This window comes from Gimibacter soli (genome assembly GCF_028463845.1).
Lineage (GTDB): Bacteria > Pseudomonadota > Alphaproteobacteria > Sphingomonadales > Kordiimonadaceae > Gimibacter > Gimibacter soli.
The window spans coordinates 1,795,095-1,811,093 of the sequence record NZ_CP116805.1 but is presented as its reverse complement, the minus strand read 5'-3'; the positions used below and the strand labels follow the sequence as shown (position 1 = coordinate 1,811,093).

13 protein-coding genes and 2 tRNA genes are annotated in these 15,999 nt (G+C 60.3%); 5 read left to right on the top strand and 10 right to left on the bottom strand.

Annotated features, from left to right (window positions below; translation table 11 throughout):
- Positions 1-73: 73 nt before the first annotated feature.
- Both clpX and clpP read right to left on the bottom strand, forming a co-directional pair.
- Positions 74-1,339, bottom strand: a complete 1,266-nt coding sequence (gene clpX, locus PH603_RS08480; RefSeq protein WP_289501835.1) for an ATP-dependent Clp protease ATP-binding subunit ClpX — start codon at positions 1,337-1,339, stop codon at positions 74-76.
- A gap of 135 nt (positions 1,340-1,474) precedes the next feature.
- A complete protein-coding gene (clpP, locus tag PH603_RS08475; RefSeq protein WP_289501833.1) occupies positions 1,475-2,095 on the bottom strand; it encodes an ATP-dependent Clp endopeptidase proteolytic subunit ClpP in 621 nt (206 codons plus the stop codon).
- A gap of 255 nt (positions 2,096-2,350) precedes the next feature.
- On the opposite strand from clpP, the gene PH603_RS08470 reads away from it, so the two are divergent.
- Positions 2,351-2,935: a thymidine kinase gene (locus PH603_RS08470; RefSeq protein ID WP_289501832.1), complete on the top strand. Its 585-nt coding sequence runs from the start codon at positions 2,351-2,353 to the stop codon at positions 2,933-2,935.
- A 45-nt stretch (positions 2,936-2,980) separates the two neighbouring features.
- On the opposite strand, the gene PH603_RS08465 is transcribed toward PH603_RS08470, so the two are convergent.
- The 5 genes from PH603_RS08465 to PH603_RS08445 all read right to left on the bottom strand — a co-directional run bounded on the left by PH603_RS08465 (position 2,981) and on the right by PH603_RS08445 (position 8,319).
- The gene (locus PH603_RS08465) at positions 2,981-4,519 is read right to left on the bottom strand and encodes a DEAD/DEAH box helicase (RefSeq protein ID WP_289501830.1); all 1,539 of its coding nucleotides are present in this window, start codon (positions 4,517-4,519) and stop codon (positions 2,981-2,983) included.
- Between the two features lie 298 nt (positions 4,520-4,817).
- Positions 4,818-6,335, bottom strand: a complete 1,518-nt coding sequence (gene tig, locus PH603_RS08460; RefSeq protein ID WP_289501828.1) for a trigger factor — start codon at positions 6,333-6,335, stop codon at positions 4,818-4,820.
- Positions 6,336-6,403: 68 nt separating this feature from the next.
- A tRNA-Leu gene (locus PH603_RS08455) sits at positions 6,404-6,489 on the bottom strand.
- A 172-nt stretch (positions 6,490-6,661) separates the two neighbouring features.
- Positions 6,662-8,164: an NAD(P)H-hydrate dehydratase gene (locus PH603_RS08450; RefSeq protein ID WP_289501826.1), complete on the bottom strand. Its 1,503-nt coding sequence runs from the start codon at positions 8,162-8,164 to the stop codon at positions 6,662-6,664.
- Positions 8,165-8,242: 78 nt separating this feature from the next.
- Positions 8,243-8,319: transfer RNA gene (locus tag PH603_RS08445), tRNA-His, on the bottom strand.
- Positions 8,320-8,569: 250 nt separating this feature from the next.
- Between PH603_RS08445 and PH603_RS08440 the strand changes: the two genes are divergently transcribed.
- The 3 genes from PH603_RS08440 (at position 8,570) to PH603_RS08430 (ending at position 11,155) form a co-directional block, all read left to right on the top strand.
- Entirely contained in the window at positions 8,570-8,908 is a 339-nt protein-coding gene (locus tag PH603_RS08440) for a P-II family nitrogen regulator (protein WP_289505644.1), read from the top strand.
- Between the two features lie 59 nt (positions 8,909-8,967).
- Positions 8,968-10,392: a type I glutamate--ammonia ligase gene (gene glnA, locus PH603_RS08435; RefSeq protein ID WP_289501824.1), complete on the top strand. Its 1,425-nt coding sequence runs from the start codon at positions 8,968-8,970 to the stop codon at positions 10,390-10,392.
- Between the two features lie 214 nt (positions 10,393-10,606).
- Positions 10,607-11,155: a hypothetical protein gene (locus PH603_RS08430; RefSeq protein WP_289501822.1), complete on the top strand. Its 549-nt coding sequence runs from the start codon at positions 10,607-10,609 to the stop codon at positions 11,153-11,155.
- 9 nt (positions 11,156-11,164) lie between these two features.
- On the opposite strand, the gene PH603_RS08425 is transcribed toward PH603_RS08430, so the two are convergent.
- Together PH603_RS08425 and PH603_RS08420 are read right to left on the bottom strand one after the other, a co-directional pair.
- Complete coding sequence (locus PH603_RS08425; RefSeq protein WP_289501821.1) at positions 11,165-11,815, bottom strand: hypothetical protein; 651 nt, start codon at positions 11,813-11,815, stop codon at positions 11,165-11,167.
- Between the two features lie 26 nt (positions 11,816-11,841).
- The gene (locus PH603_RS08420) at positions 11,842-13,722 is read right to left on the bottom strand and encodes a rhodanese-like domain-containing protein (RefSeq protein WP_289501820.1); all 1,881 of its coding nucleotides are present in this window, start codon (positions 13,720-13,722) and stop codon (positions 11,842-11,844) included.
- Positions 13,723-13,888: 166 nt separating this feature from the next.
- Here PH603_RS08420 and PH603_RS08415 point away from each other — a divergent pair, with 166 nt between their 5' ends.
- The gene (locus tag PH603_RS08415; RefSeq protein WP_289501819.1) at positions 13,889-15,118 is read left to right on the top strand and encodes a TraB/GumN family protein; all 1,230 of its coding nucleotides are present in this window, start codon (positions 13,889-13,891) and stop codon (positions 15,116-15,118) included.
- A 10-nt stretch (positions 15,119-15,128) separates the two neighbouring features.
- On the opposite strand, the gene PH603_RS08410 is transcribed toward PH603_RS08415, so the two are convergent.
- A complete protein-coding gene (locus tag PH603_RS08410) occupies positions 15,129-15,974 on the bottom strand; it encodes a hypothetical protein (RefSeq protein ID WP_289505635.1) in 846 nt (281 codons plus the stop codon).
- Between the last annotated feature and the right edge of the window lie 25 nt (positions 15,975-15,999).

Genomic DNA, 15,999 nt, shown 5'->3' with positions numbered 1-15,999 from the left:
GCGCGCAAGATAGGCGTCTAGGAGAGGAAGTAAGGGGTCGAAACCTTGGTTTCAACCCCTTCAAACTTTCACATTATGCAGGCTTGCCGGCTTCTTCTCGCCGGTCCGCATAGATCAGAAGCGGTTTCGCCGTGCGGTTCACAACTTCGGCATTGATCACCACTTCCTCGACCCCGTCCATCGACGGCAGTTCGAACATGCTGTCGAGGAGCGTCTCCTCCATGATCGACCGCAGGCCGCGTGCACCGGTCTTGCGCTCGATGGCGCGTTTGGCAACCGCGAACAGCGCTTCGTTCGAGAAGGTCAGTTTCACCTTCTCCATGTCGAAGAGGCACTGATACTGCTTCAGGAGCGCGTTTTTCGGCTCGGAAAGGATGCGCACCAGCGCGTCCTCATCAAGGTCCTCAAGCGTTGCAATCACCGGCAGGCGACCGACAAACTCGGGGATCAGGCCGAACTTCAGCAAATCCTCGGGCTCGGTATCGCGGAACAGTTCACCCGTGCCACGCTCGTCAGGCGCCGATACCTTGGCACCGAAGCCGATCGACTTGCCCTGCAGGCGGTTGGCGATCACACGGTCGAGGCCCGCGAAGGCGCCACCGCAGATGAAAAGGATGTTGGTGGTGTCCACCTGCAGGAATTCCTGCTGGGGATGCTTGCGACCACCCTGCGGGGGAACGCTCGCCACCGTGCCTTCCATGATCTTCAGAAGCGCCTGCTGAACGCCTTCGCCCGATACGTCGCGAGTGATCGAAGGATTGTCCGACTTGCGGCTGATCTTGTCGACCTCGTCGATATAGACGATGCCGCGCTGGGCGCGCTCGACATTATAATCAGCCGACTGCAGCAGCTTCAGGATGATATTTTCCACGTCCTCGCCCACATAACCGGCTTCGGTCAGCGTGGTCGCATCGGCCATGGTGAAAGGCACATCCAGAATGCGGGCCAGCGTCTGGGCAAGGAGGGTCTTGCCGCAGCCCGTGGGCCCGACAAGCAGGATATTCGATTTATTGAGCTCGACATCCGACGTGCTCGTCGTCGCATGGTGCAGGCGCTTGTAATGGTTATGGACCGCAACGGCCAGAACCTTCTTGGCGTCCTTCTGGCCGATCACATAATCGTCCAGCACTTTCATGATATCGAGGGGAGTGGGCACACCGTCCCCGCTCTTGGCGAGGGCGTTCTTGCTTTCTTCCTTGATAATGTCGTTACACAGCTCCACGCACTCATCGCAAATGAAGACCGTGGGGCCTGCGATAAGCTTCCGCACCTCGTGCTGGCTTTTGCCGCAGAAGGAGCAATAGAGCGTGTTTTTGCTGTCCGAGTTACTCAACGTCATCACCGTTTTCTAGACTGTCTTCAGTCCTGTTTATCGTAGACTGGTTAAAAAGACGCATACAACAAAAAATTTGTCGCCGGAGCCGCAGAATGCGGCCCCGGACATGGGTCTCTCATGCTTGGGGCCGGCTTGGGGTCAGGCTGCGTCGTCGTCGCGCTTCACATAGACTTCGTCAATAAGGCCAAAGGCTTTCGCCTCTTCAGCCGACATGAAGTTGTCACGGTCCATCGCTTTTTCGATCACATCAAGCTTCTGGCCGGTGTGCTGCACATAGATCTGGTTGAGCCGCTCACGCAGCTTCAAAATCTCGCGTGCCTGGATTTCAATGTCCGCCGCCTGGCCGCGCGCACCGCCCGAAGGCTGGTGGATCATGACGCGGGCGTTCGGCAGCGCATAGCGCATACCCGGCTCGCCGGCGGTGAGAAGAAGCGACCCCATCGAGCAAGCCTGCCCGATGCACATGGTGGCAACCTTGGGGCGGATATATTGCATCGTGTCATACATGGCGAGGCCCGAAGACACCACGCCGCCCGGCGAGTTGATATAGAAGGAAATGTCCTTCTTGGGGTTCTCGGCTTCCAGGAACAGCAGCTGCGCCACAATCAGGCTCGATACATGATCGTCCACCGGGCCCGTGAGGAAAATGATGCGTTCCTTCAGGAGCCGCGAATAGATGTCATAGGCGCGCTCGCCACGGCTCGTCTGCTCGACGACCATCGGCACCAGCGTGCTCGTAAAAGTATCCATGATATCCATAAATTCAGCTCCCTCGATATCGGTCCCCGCGACGATACGCGGGTAACATGCCCAAGCTCTAGCAAAGTGCGCGCTGGCCCGGCAAGGAACAAATGGCGGTCGGAGGCAGGATTATCAAGGGGATCACAATATTGCGATCCTGATGGCCGACGGACGTTGCAAATCGCCTATCTCCCCTTCTAAACTATTGCCTTCCCGCAGCCCGCCCGCGGTTGCCAGTTGCCTTCACCCATGCCCGCCATCAGGAGCCCGTTCTTGGCCAAGCTGTTCTTCTATTATTCCGCCATGAATGCGGGCAAATCGACGACCCTGTTGCAGGCCAGCTTCAACTATCGGGAGCGCGGCATGAACACGATGCTGTTCACCGCTGCCATCGATAACCGCGCCAAGGCCGGGGCGATCAACAGCCGTATCGGCCTCAGCGAGGAAGCGCATGCCTTTGCGGCAGACACGGACCTCTTCCATGCCGTCACGATGGAACTGAAGAAGCGCCCCCTGCACTGCGTGCTGGTGGATGAAGCCCAGTTCCTGTCGAAAGATCAGGTTTTCCAGCTGGCGGCAGTGGCCGACACGCTGAAAATCCCGACCATCTGTTATGGGCTGCGCACCGATTTCCAGGCGAACCCCTTCGAAGGCAGCAAATGGCTGCTAGCCGTGGCCGACGAACTGATCGAGCTGAAAACCATCTGCACCTGCGGCAGCAAGGCGACGATGAACCTGCGGATCGACGAGCACGGCAACGCGGTGCGGCAGGGCCAATCGATCGAGATCGGCGGCAACGACCGCTATATCGCGCTCTGCCGCAAACATTTCATGGAAAAGATCGGCTGGTCCGGCTGATGCAAAAAGCCCCGCCGGAGCGGGGCTTTTTTCTGTTCTGACGGATCAGGCCGTGCGGCTGCGGCGACGACGGCGTTGCTGCCCGTCGCGCTGGCTTTCCCGTTGGCCTTCACGCTGCTGACCACGGCCTTCGCCGCGCTCATCACTGTGCGGACGGGGTGCTGCCCCCAGAAGACGGGCGAGGCCAGCGGTGTTTTCGTTCGCACCCTGCGGTGTGGGCGTCTGGCGACGGTCCCCAGCGGCACGCGACGATTGCCCGCGCTGATCGGCGGGACGAGCTGTGCCCTGCCCCCGGCCACCGCCTGAACGACCCTCGCGGCGCCCTTCACTGCGGCCTTCGCTGCGACCACCATCACGGCGTCCGGACGACGGCGCCTGACCATTCCGGCCGCGACCACCACGACCTGCAGGCTGGCGACGCTCCGGCTCGGCCGCTGCAATCGCTGCCGCGGCTGCCGCGTCGCGGCGGTCCTCGGTCGGGATCGACTGGCGGGTCGTCTTCTCGATGTCTTTCAGAAGGCCGCGCTCGTCATCCGCACAGAAGGCCACAGCCTCGCCCGCGTTACCGGCGCGCGCCGTGCGGCCGATGCGGTGAACATAGGCTTCCGGCACTTCCGGCAGGTCGAAGTTCACAACATGCGTCACGCCGTCCACATCGATGCCACGCGCGGCGATATCGGTGGCGATCAAGGCGCGCACATTGCCCGTCTTGAAGGCTTCAAGCGTGCGTTCGCGCTGGTTCTGGCTCTTGTCGCCGTGGATGGCAGCGGCTTCGATGCCTGCGGCCACCAGCGATTTCGCCACCCGGTCCGCCCCGCGCTTGGTGCGGGTGAAAACGATTGTGCGCTGCCAGTTTTTGTCGGCCAGCAGGTCAGCGAGCAGCCCGCGCTTGCGGGTTGCCTCGATGAAGATCACGCGCTGGCGGACTTTCTCGGCAGTGGTTGCCACCGGCGTCACGCTTACCTTTGCGGGCTCATGCAGCATATCGCCTGCGAGCGCGCCGATCTCTTTCGGCATGGTGGCCGAGAAGAAGAGATTCTGGCGCTTGGCCGGCAGGTGCTTGATGATCCGGCGCAGCGGCACGATGAAGCCGAGGTCGAGCATATGGTCGGCCTCGTCCAGCACCACCACTTCGGTCTCGGCAATCGAGATCGCCCGCTCGCCGATATGATCGAGTAGGCGACCCGGCGTGGCGACAAGCACGTCAACGCCCGGCGCCATGGCGCGGACCTGCGGGCCGGGGCGCACACCGCCGACGATCACGGCAACACGTACGCCCATGTGGCGGCCGTATTTTTCAAAATTGTCGCCGATTTGCGCGGCCAGTTCACGGGTCGGCGCCAGCACCAGCACGCGGGCAGACCGCGGCTTGCGGCTGCGCTTGGCAGCGTTCAGGCGGTGCAGGATCGGCAGCGCGAAGGCCGCCGTCTTGCCCGTGCCGGTCTGGGCGATGCCCAGAAGGTCGCGGCCGGTCAGAAGTTCGGGGATTGCCTGGGCCTGGATCGGGGTCGGGTTTTCATACCCTTCTTCCTTGAGGGCGCGCAGGATGGGCTCGGCAAGGCCAAGCGAAGAAAAAGTCGTCATAAAGAACTCACTCACAAAACCAGTGCAGGCGCAAAGGCGCACATCGGTGCCGCCCGCAGGCGCCCGTCAAAGGCTCTCATTCATTTGGGAGAAGCCCCGCGTACCTGGGCTTGTCGGTGTATATCGGGGGCGCTCAACAGGCTGCGACCAAATGGGGTCGCCCTACGCGGCTGGAACGCACAACACGGGGCTTATGCGCAGGTTTGGGCCGACAAGTCAAATCTTTCCACTTTTCCCGAAAAGCAAAGGGCCCCGGAAATCCGGGGCCCTTGCGCATTCGTTTGCCAGCGGCAGAAGCTTATTCAGCTTTCTTGGCAGCGGCTTTTTTCGCAGCCGGCTTCTTGGCCGGAGCTTTTTTCGCCGGAGCTTCCTCAGCCGCGGCTTCCTCGGCAGCTGCTTCTTTCTTCGGAGCAGCTTTCTTCGCCGGGGCCTTCTTGGCCGGAGCCTTTTTGGCTTTCGGGTTCTCGTCTTCTTCCTCACCTTCACGGACGGCGGTTTCCAGCGCTTCGCGGGTTACCTTCTTGTCCTTCAGATCAGCCTGTTCGATGATGAAGTCCACGACCTTCTCTTCGAAGATCGGGGCGCGCAGCTGGGCGCGGGCATCTTCGTTCTTGCGGAAGAATTCAAACACCTGGGCTTCCTGGCCGGGGAAGCGACGGGCTTCCTCGATCATGCGGCGGTTGACTTCTTCGTTGGTGACCTGGATTTCGTTCTTCACACCGATTTCCGAAAGCAGCAGGCCAAGGCGCACGCGACGTTCGGCGATCGAACGGAACTCGGCGGCTTCTTCTTTGTCTTTCGGCTCGGTCAGGCCTTCGAACTCTTCCGGCTTGGCTTCGCCCGAAGCGATGGAATCGCGCTTGATCTGTTCCCAGATGGCGTTGAATTCCATGTCGACCATGCCGGCCGGCACGTCGAAGGTCCAGTCGTCAGCCAGCGCATCAAGGAGCGAACGCTTCAGCTTGGCGCGGGTCAGGCGGTTGTTGTCGCCTTCGAGCTGACCCTTCACGGATTCTTTCAGACCAGCGAGGTCTTCGAAGCCGAGGTTTTTGGCGAGGTCTTCGTCAACCTTGGCGTCTGCCGGCTTTTTCACTTCGTTCACGGTCACGGTGAACTCGGCTTCTTTGCCAGCAAGCTTCTCAGCATGGTACTGGGTCGGGAAGGTCACTTTCACGAGGACTTCCTGGCCGGCTTTCGAACCCACGAGCTGCTCTTCGAAGCCCGGGATGAACATGCCCGAGCCGAGCTCGAGCTGGAAGCCTTCGCCTTTGCCGCCGTCGAACTCGACGCCGTCAACGCGACCAACATAATCGATCACCACGGCATCGCCTTCGGCGGCCTTGGCGGTTTTGGCAGCTGCCTTGTAGGTCTTCTGCTGGCCGGCGATACGCTCAAGCACGGTATCAACGTCGGCGTCAGCGATTTCGGCAACCCAACGCTCGAGCTTCGGTGCCTTGAAGCCCGAAATGTCGATTTGCGGCAGGATTTCAGCCTTGATGGTGAACTCGAGGTCCTTGCCATCGGCATAGTCGCCAAGCTCTACTTCCGGACGGGTAGCCGGGCGCAGGTTCTTCTCTTCAAAAACCTTCTGCGAGGTTTCCTGAACCGCTTCCGAAATCACCTGACCCATAGCACGCTCGCCGTGCATCTTTTTCAGGAGCGACAGCGGAGCCTTGCCGGGGCGGAAGCCCTTGATACGGCTGTTGGCGCCGAAGTCGGCGAGGATGGTGTCAAGGCGTTTGCTCAGGTCGTCGGCGGTCACTACCACCTTGAACTCGCGTTTCAGACCTTCATTCAGCAGTTCTTGGATCTGCATCTGTAAACCCATTCTTTCTCAAAGTTGTCTTCACCCGGCGGGTGTGCGCATTCACGTCAGGGACCAATTGGTGCGGGCGAAGGGACTTGAACCCCCACGTCCGAAGGACACCAGAACCTAAATCTGGCGCGTCTACCAGTTCCGCCACGCCCGCAGCCTTTGGTCCAGCCGACAGCCGCGCTCGGCCAGTCCGCCCCGCCAACCCCCGAGCGATGGAAAAAGTACAGACTCCCCCCGCCGGTCGCCGGTTTGCTGCCGGGCGTTATAGCAGGCGCGCACACAGGCACAAGCTTTTTTGTCGCCGATTTGCCCGGAATTTGAGCGTTTCAGGGAAGAACGGAAGGAATGGCGTCCAGAAGGTCCGAAGCGATCATGCCGGGGCCTATCCCCATGGCCGCTTCACCGTGCAGCCACACCGCCGCGCAAGCTGCTTCAAACGCAGGCATTCCTTGCACCATCAGGCCCGCGATCATGCCGGAAAGCACGTCCCCCGTGCCGCCAACCGAAAGCCATGCCGGCGCGTTCGCATTGATGGCTGCGCGCCCGTCCGGCGCCGCGATCACAGTCGACACCCCTTTAAGAACGACAATGCCCCCTACCCGCTTCGCCGCCTTGCGGGCTGCACCCAGCCGGTCTTCGTTCGGGTCCAGATCACTGAACAGTCGAGCGAACTCGCCCTCATGCGGGGTCAGTACCACGTCGGCCTTGTTTTGCACGGCGAGCGCATCAAGCCGCCCGGCGAAGGAGGACAGCGCATCGGCATCAAGCACCACATTGCGCCCGGATTCGAGCGCACGGATCGCAAGCTCCGCCGTTTTCTCGCCGATACCGGCACCCGGCCCCAACAGGGTTACCGCAATGCGCGGGTCGGCCAGAATGCCAAGGAAGCCGAAGTTGGAATCAATACGGCGCACCAACACATCGGTCAGCGCGCCGGCCTGGATGGGATAGGTTTCGCTGGGGGCTGCCAGCGTCACAAGGCCGCCGCCCACCCGAAGGGCCGCGATGCTCGCCAGCCTACAGGCACCGAGCGCGGGTTCGCGCCCGCCAAGCACCAGAAGATGCCCGCGCACATATTTATGCGAGGTCGGCCCCGCGTGCGGATAATCAAGGCCCCAAAGGCCAGGGTCATTCAAATAGGTATTGGCGCCGGTTTTCGCGAGGATGGCATCCTTGATGCCGATATCCGCCACATGCAGGTGATCCTGCCCGCCGCAGAGGAAACGACCGGGTGCGAGAATGTGCCCCGGCTTCGGCGCAAAGAAGGTGACAGTGGCGTCAGCACGGAAGCAGGAACCGCTTACCCGGCCCGTGGCGCCACAGAGGCCGCTCGGCAAATCGACCGCGATGCGAATCGCCCGCGACTCGTTCGCCGCGTCGACAAGCTCGGCAGCCATCCCTTCGAGAGGCTTGTTGAGACCTGCCCCGAACAGGGCGTCGATGATCATGGCAGCATCGGCAAGCGCATCGGGGGCCGCCTCGATCACCGGGCCATCGAACCGGTCGCGCATCAGCGCGGCGTCACCCTTCAGGGCTGCCGGATCACCGAGCGGCATGACCGCGCAGTCGAATCCCCATTCGCGCAAATATCGTGCAGAAACAAAGCCATCGCCGCCATTATTGCCGGGGCCGGCAAGGACAACGATGGGGCCTGAGGCGCGTCTTGCGCTCATGGTTTCGGCTGCGAGATCGGCAACGGCGCGGCCCGCCGCTTCCATCAGATCAGCACTCGGAACCCCGCCTTCGACCGCCAACCGGTCGGCTTTAGCCATCTCGCTTGGCGACACCAGGGCATGGCCCGCCGCCTTCCAGGAAACCGTTACACTCAAGCCGAGTCCTCCCCCTTCGAAAAACGCGGCGCAGTCTAACAAAAAAAACAAGCCCCGGAAGGGGCTTATTTTAAAATATGGGGCGAGTGACCGGAATCGAACCGGCGACCTCCAGAGCCACAATCTGGCGCTCTAACCGACTGAGCTACACCCGCCATCGTCTTGAGGTGGCCTCTCCTATACCGGGGGGCCTCCCGACGTCAAGACCACTTTTAGCACCGGCGCTGTTTTCGCCAGTTTGATGGAAATGTTACAAAAATCAGCATGTGCCCATTTTTTAGGCACCAACCTGCCTGTTCCCTGCCCGACCGGACACCGGAATCCGCCGTTTTCCGCGCTGCACCAAACTGGCACGCCGCATGCTATGAAGCGTGTGTCCAGAAATAACAGTCTGCCAAGAAAATGATGAAAAAAATCGAAGCTATCATTAAGCCCTTCAAACTCGATGAGGTGAAGGAAGCGCTGCATGATATCGGCATTTCCGGCATCACCGTCCTTGAAGCCAAGGGCTTCGGTCGCCAGAAGGGCCATACAGAACTTTATCGCGGCGCCGAATATGTGGTCGATTTTGTGCCCAAGGTCAAAATCGAGCTCATTGTAGAAGACACCCAGGCCGCGCGGGCTGTGGAAGCGATCCAGTCTGCTGCGCATACGGGCCGTATCGGCGACGGCAAGATTTTTGTTTCAACGATCGAGGATGCGATTCGTATCCGTACCGGCGAAACCGGCCTCGACGCCATTTAACCCACCCTATCCATAAAAAGCCGCCCGGGCGGGGCGGCGACTACCAGAGGAAGTGACCCATGTCGAAATATACGAACCTTAGTGTTCAGGACTTTCTGAAGCTTGTGAAGGAAACCGAGTCCGACTGGATCGACCTTCGCTTCACCGACCCGCGCGGCAAGTGGCAGCACCTGACGATGTGCGCCGATGTCGTGGACGAGGACATGCTGACCGACGGCTTCATGTTCGACGGTTCGTCGATCTCGGGCTGGAAAGCCATCAACGAGTCCGACATGGTGCTGAAGCCTGACCTCAATGCCGTCACCATCGACCCCTTCTTCGCTGACAGCACGATCATCCTCTTCTGCGACGTTCTCGACCCGATCACCGGCCAGCCCTATGGCCGTGACCCGCGCTCGACCGCGAAGAAAGCTGAAGAATATCTGAAGTTCTCGGGTATCGGCGACACCGCCTTCTTCGGCCCCGAGCCCGAATTCTTCGTGTTCGACGACGTTCGCTTCAAGGTTGGCTACAACGGCGCTTCCTACGAGATCGACGATATCGAAGGCCCGTACAACAGCGACCGCAAGTATGAAGAAGGCAACATGGGCCACCGCCCGCGTGCCAAGGGCGGCTATTTCCCGGTTCCGCCGGTTGATGCCTGCCAGGACCTGCGCGGCGAGATGGTGAAGGTCCTCACCGAGATGGGCCTGAAGATGGACAAGCACCACCACGAAGTGGCAACCGCCCAGCACGAGCTCGGCGTGGTCTTCTCGACCCTCGTCCAGACTGCCGACAACGTGCAGATCTACAAATATGGTGTGCAGCAAACCGCCCATACCTACGGCAAAACGGCAACCTTCATGCCTAAGCCGATCGCCATGGACAACGGTTCGGGCATGCATACCCACCAGTCGATCTGGAAAGATGGCAAGCCGCTCTTCGCCGGCAATGGTTATGCTGACCTCTCTGAAACCGCTCTCTACTATATCGGCGGGATCATCAAGCACGCGAAGGCCATCAACGCCTTCACGAACCCGACCACCAACAGCTACAAGCGCCTGACCCCGGGCTTCGAAGCACCGGTTCTGCTCGCCTACTCGGCGCGCAACCGTTCGGCTTCGTGCCGTATCCCGTTCGCGACGAGCCCCAAAGGCAAGCGCGTCGAGATCCGCTTCCCGGATCCGCTTGCCAACCCGTACCTCGCCTTCGCAGCCATGCTGATGGCTGGTATCGACGGTATCGTGAACAAGATCCATCCGGGCGACGCCATGGACAAGGACCTGTACGCGCTGCCGCCGGAAGAACTGGCCGGTGTGCCGACCGTGGCGGGCTCGCTGCGTGAAGCGCTCAACTGCCTTGACGCCGACCGCGACTTCCTGAAGCGCGGCGACGTGTTCAACGACGACCAGATCGATGCCTACATGGAACTGAAGTGGGAAGAAGTGCACCGCATGGAACTGACCCCGCATCCGGTAGAGTTCGACATGTACTACAGCTCGTAATCCGGGCTTTCAGATCAAGGGACGGAAAAGGGTCGCTGCGTGCGGCCCTTTTCTTTTGGGGCGGCAGCGCCTTAGCGGCGATTTATGACAGGCGTGCGACAGCACCGATTAAAATTGCAGTCGCGTTAACCCTATGACAAGAAGCACACGCTATGGTGCTTCTCGGGGGTCGGTTTGTGTTGTTAATCTCGCTGTCCAAGAGCTTTCATTACCCATGAGCATTGTCTACACCGACGCACAACTTGCCCTGCAGGGACGCCTTGAGGCCGCCAATATCAATCCGGCGAGCTTCCTGGCGACGGACTATCTCAATCATTACAACGAGATTGTCATGCTTCTCGAAATGCTGCCGGACATGCCGGACATGATCGAGGACTGCGACGACTGGGCGCCCAAATCCTATGTCCAGCATTTCGAGGATAGCGGCTTCACCGCGAAGAAGCTGGCGATCGAGGCCTATGGCATCGCGCCCGACGTGATCCGCAAGCCCTTCGAAGCCATTTGTGCGAAACTCGACAAGCTGATCGTCGGCACCGTCGCCGGCCTTCACAAGGTGGGCGCCGCCGAACGCGGCCTGACCGGCGACGCCGCCGCCCTCATCAAGGCACGGATCGAACAGGTGCAAGGCATGCTGATGACGCTCAATCAGCTGATCCACGGCAAGCTTGAAGGCGTCAAGGCCGCCACCAAGGCCGAGATTGTGGATCATGCCGAGGAAGAAGCAGCCCAGACACAGGCTGACATCGACAAGCTGTTCGACTGAGGCTTTCCGTCAGGAGGCCTTGCCGACCGGGAACTTGCGCATCGGGCAGCCCTTCTCGAAAAGATGCGTCCGCATGTCTTCGACCTTCTCGAAAAGCCACCCATCCAGCGCCTCGTCATAAAGGCCTTCGCGGCATTTGGCGAGGGCGATGCCGTCCGTCTTGCGCTGGAACAGCGGGCTGTTGGCCTCATACATCGCATATTTTTCGAAGGTTGCCTTGCGGTCGAGACAGGCTGCCCGGTCGAACTGCAGGTCGCGGATCTGTTCGTTGAACAGAATACCTGCCGCCAGATGCCCCTCCGCCGCGCCCTTGATGCAGGCACAGTCGTAGGTTGGCAGCCCCGGCATGGCCGAAGATCGTTCGCAGTTGCTGATCGCGCCTGGAACGACCGTTTCGGTTGGGAAGCGTCTTGCGTTGTCTTCGCGCATCCGCTGCACCCCTTCCTGCTCCTTGGCGCCCATTTCCTCGACCGGCTGCTTGCCCATCCGGCAGCGCGTAATGAAAGCGCCGTGCCGGAATTTCGGCAGGTTCGCCAGCGCATAGGCCTCGCAGGCCTTGCCCCGTTCGGTAATTTCCCGCGACTGGGCCGCAGCATCCGGCGTGGCCGGCGAAGCGAATGATGCAATAGCGAAAACAAGGATCAACGATATCTTCCTCATGGCTTTCTCCGCTTCCATGACGCTTCTCATTCCGATTTCGGGATGTCTGTGACCGCGTGTCCTGCCGCCCGCCACGAAGAAATCCCGCCGCGATACCAAAGAACGTCCTCGTACCCGAGCTCGACCGCCGCGCGCGCGGCAAACCAGCTGTACCAGCATTCGGAACCGGCACAGAAAAAGACCAGCGGCCGGGTGCGGTCACCGCTTGTCAGGCCCTCAAGGGCAGCCGAGACCAGCCGCCCATCCGATGGCCAATAGCCAAGGTCTGGTTTGATAACGGCGCCCGGCATCCGCCCGTGCTGGGCCGTCCGGTTGACATCGATGAGCAATGGACGTCCGCCCTCATCAATCAACGCTTTCAGCTGATAGGTCGCGATGGTGCGCGCCCCCGGCGCGACGAGCGGGGTTTGCGGGCTTTCCCGGTAGTCGGGCTTGTCACGCGCGTCGGCAGGCACGCCCCAGTCCTGAAGCTCGTAAAGATGAAGTTTCGGCGGCACAGCACCGGCGCCCGGCATCGTGACAAGCGGCGACCAGTCATTCAGCACCATTTCATCCGCCGCTGTCTCGCTGCCCCCTACTGCCGCGAGCCGTATCCAGTGGCGTGCGGCTGCGGGATCAGGCGTTCCCCCGATCCCCATATCGAGCATTCGTCCGTAAGCGGCCTGCGCCTCCGCATGGCCGCCGAATGCCGCACGGCGATACCAGCCCACTGCCTTCGGCCATGTTTCCGGCTCCCACTCGTAAACCTCGCCAAGCATATACATGGCATGAAGACTGTCGTGCGCTGCCGCGCGTTCCAGCAGTTCGATTATGCGTGCCTTGTTCCGGCTGCGGCCAGGGTCGGCAATCATCATGTCGGCCCGCTCGGTCAAGGCAAACGGGTCCGCGCGCGCGGCGCCCGCCTCATAAAGGCGGATTGCCTCTGCCTCGTCATAGTCGACGCCAAGCTCGTTCCGGTAAGCGAAGCCCAGATAGGCGGGTGCCCGGCTTTCGCCCGCAGCCATCCCCGCCCGCAAAAAGTCGACCGCTGCGGGATAGTCTGCAGGCGTCGTTCGGCCAAACAGACGCAGATAACCGCGAACGGTTGTTGCTTGTGCCACACCGCCCGCCACCGCCTTCGCGGCCATGTCATCGGCGAACGCCTCGTCGCGGGTGAGGCCCCAGCCGCTTGCTGCGAAACGGGCGAGTGCATAATAGCCGACTGCCCTTTCCTCTTCGGCGAGTGCAAAGAAATAGCGGGTCATCCGGTAAAGCCCGGCACTGCCGCCAAAGTCCGCCGGCTTCAGCCGCATGACGGGTTCGACGATCGAGGCATAGGCTTTGCTGGCCACATCTGCCGGGTAAGCATCGGCGTGCCTGAAGTTTCGGAAGCTGTAGCCGGCGAAGTTTTTGGCTACCCCGAGAAGGGCAAGCACCTGCCGCTCCTCCATGCCGCTGATGCCGATGTCGCTCCCTGCAACCTCCGCCTTGCCACCGTACGTGGCCGCAGTTTCAGCAATCCGTTGCATGGCGCCCGCAGGCACCACGACACGCAGCAAATCCTTGCCCACATGCAGCAGGTTATAGCCCTGCGAAGTGCGGTCGTGGCTCACCCAGTGCAGCGCATACCAGTCCCCGCCAAGGGGATTGAGGTGGGCGGTCAGCACCGTCATGGCGGCATCGCCGGATTTCGGGTCGGTCGCCACCTGCTCCAGCGCGTAGGAAGTCTTCCCGACCGGCACAAAACGCAGATAAAGGCCCTGCCCGCCATCTTCGGCAAACAGCGTTGCGGCATCCCAGGGCAGCACAGCCCCGATGTTGGCAGCACGATAGTCTTCCGGCAGACGGAAGCTTTCAAGCAGGCAGCCCGACAGGAACAACATCAACAATGAACAAAGAAATGGCCGCCTGAGGGAACGAATGGACATGGCATCCTCCAGGCTCACGCCCAGAGTTAGCCACGCCGCAATTCGCGCTGCAAGCGAATCCTGAAAGGAGCGCGCTGCGCACCCTTCATCCGCAGTGTCTGCCCCCTCGCCTTTTCCTGCGCGCCAGCATAGACTTCGGCGGGACCACATTTCGGGGGTGAGTGGGATGAAGCTTTTTCAAGGCGTTCGCGTTGCCGGTTTCCTTGGCCTGTTACTGATAACCGGCCTGCCAGCAGAGGCCCATGATGAAAAGCTGCCACCGCCCGACACGAAAGCCGTCGTTGCCGCCGCCACACTCTCCTTCACCTATTCCGAGGAAGGCCTTTCCGGCCCCGGTGCCACGCATCTTGCCACCCTCGTCAAAGGTGCGCAGTTCGTGCTGCTGGGCGAGGAACATTTCGATCATGAAATCCCCCGCTTCGCCGAAGGCCTGTTCCGCGACCTGAAGGCGCAGGAAGGCTTCAATACCTTCGTGGTGGAGAATGATCCGCTCGCCATGGAAACGATCAGCGGCAAGGGATATCGCGGCAACCTGCCGGCAATCGCCAAGCTCGCCAAAGACTATCCCTTCCATATCGGCTTCTCGTCCGATCAGGATCTGGCGCTTTATGCCCGTGTCACTGAAATCGCCGACCTGTGGGGGATCGAGCAGGCACAAGGTGCGATCCGGTATCTGGAGCGCATCGCTGCCCTTGCGCCCAAGGCAAAACGTCCGCTTGTGGAAGCCGAACTTGCAGTCGCCCGCGAGAAGGAAAGCTTCACGAACCTCGGCGGCTATATCCATGACGACGAAGGCACGCTCGGCCGCCTGCAGGCGCTGCAGGCTGCACTTGGCCTGAAAGCCGGATCAGAAGGCGACATCCTGCTCGCACGCCTCATCCACAGTGCTGAAATCTATTCCTTCAACCGCCGCGGCATGGAGGGCGAATATGTGGGGCTTTATAACAACACCTGGCGCGAGGCCCTGTTCAAGAAACAGTTCATGGCGCGCTACAGCGTGGCCGCGAAGAAGCATCCGGTGAAGGCCATGTTCAAGATGGGCAGCTATCATATGTATCGGGGCATGAGCCCGGTGCGCGGCTTCACCATCGGCAATTTCGCCCATGAATTTGCCATCGCCAACGGATCGAAAGCCGTGGGGCTTGATGTGATCGCGATCGGCGAGATGAAGTGGGAAGATATCCCTGTGTGGATGCGCCCGATGCTGCCCGATGTGAAGCCGGGCACCCCGATCATCGTCGACTTCACCCCGCTGCAGCCGATCTCAGGCCTGCTCGCCAAACAGCTGCCCGAAGAAGCCGACGGCCTGCGCCTGCGCGCCTATGTGCACGGCCACGACGCCATGGTCGTCCTGCCCGACAGCAAACAGGCAACTGTGAAACTGACGCGAGAGTGACTGCCGAAGCCTAGGGCTTCAGCGCCACAATCCCTTTGAATTGGTCGTTGTAATTAAAATCTGCGATCACCCAAGTCCCGTCGGCCTTCTCGAAGAAGTTGAATTCAAACGCCAGCGGATGGGACTCAAGGAGCAGGAAATACACAAGCCGAATGCTTCTGCTGGAAAGGCGTTCGGCACTCGCCAATTCGTAGGCTGTGGGCTCGCCCAGAATACTTTCGAGGAATTCCATCTGCTTTCGCGTACCTGATTTGAAGGTATCAGTCAGGATTTCTTCCGCACCGACGAAGCCCTTTTCTAGGCCATCTTCATAATTGCCGACGACAAATTCCTGCATCATGGCATCCGTCAGGTTTTGAACAGCGTCCGGCACTTCATCTGCCCCGTTGGCGACGGGATCCAGAAGATACCGAACATTATTCATGTTGAAATGGGAGATGACCCAGCCGTCCTGCGATTTAAAAAGAAAGAACGTGATGTATATGGGAAAGCGATCCGTAAACATCTGATAGGCCACATAATAGACGTGTTCAGATAGTTTCTGCTCCCAAGCCATTTCAAAAGCGCTTATTTTACCGAGCTTCTCAAGGGCCTGTTCGGCATTCAGGATCACGAGTTCAATTTCCTGTTTCCGGGTCGTCAGAAAGTCCCTTCGGTCGAACGTCTGGCGGATCGCTTCTCGCGGTTTCCCCTCCATATATAGCCGCACAAATTCATCCGTAACACGAAGGTGGCTGTCGCCGCCTTGATCGTCTTTCGCACAACTTGAAGACGAAAAAATGGCCAAAAAAACAAACAAAATCTGGGACGCAACCCGAATCTCCTGAGAGACTTCCTTCATCTTCATTTTCAACATACTTGAAAATATCCCTGCTCACCCG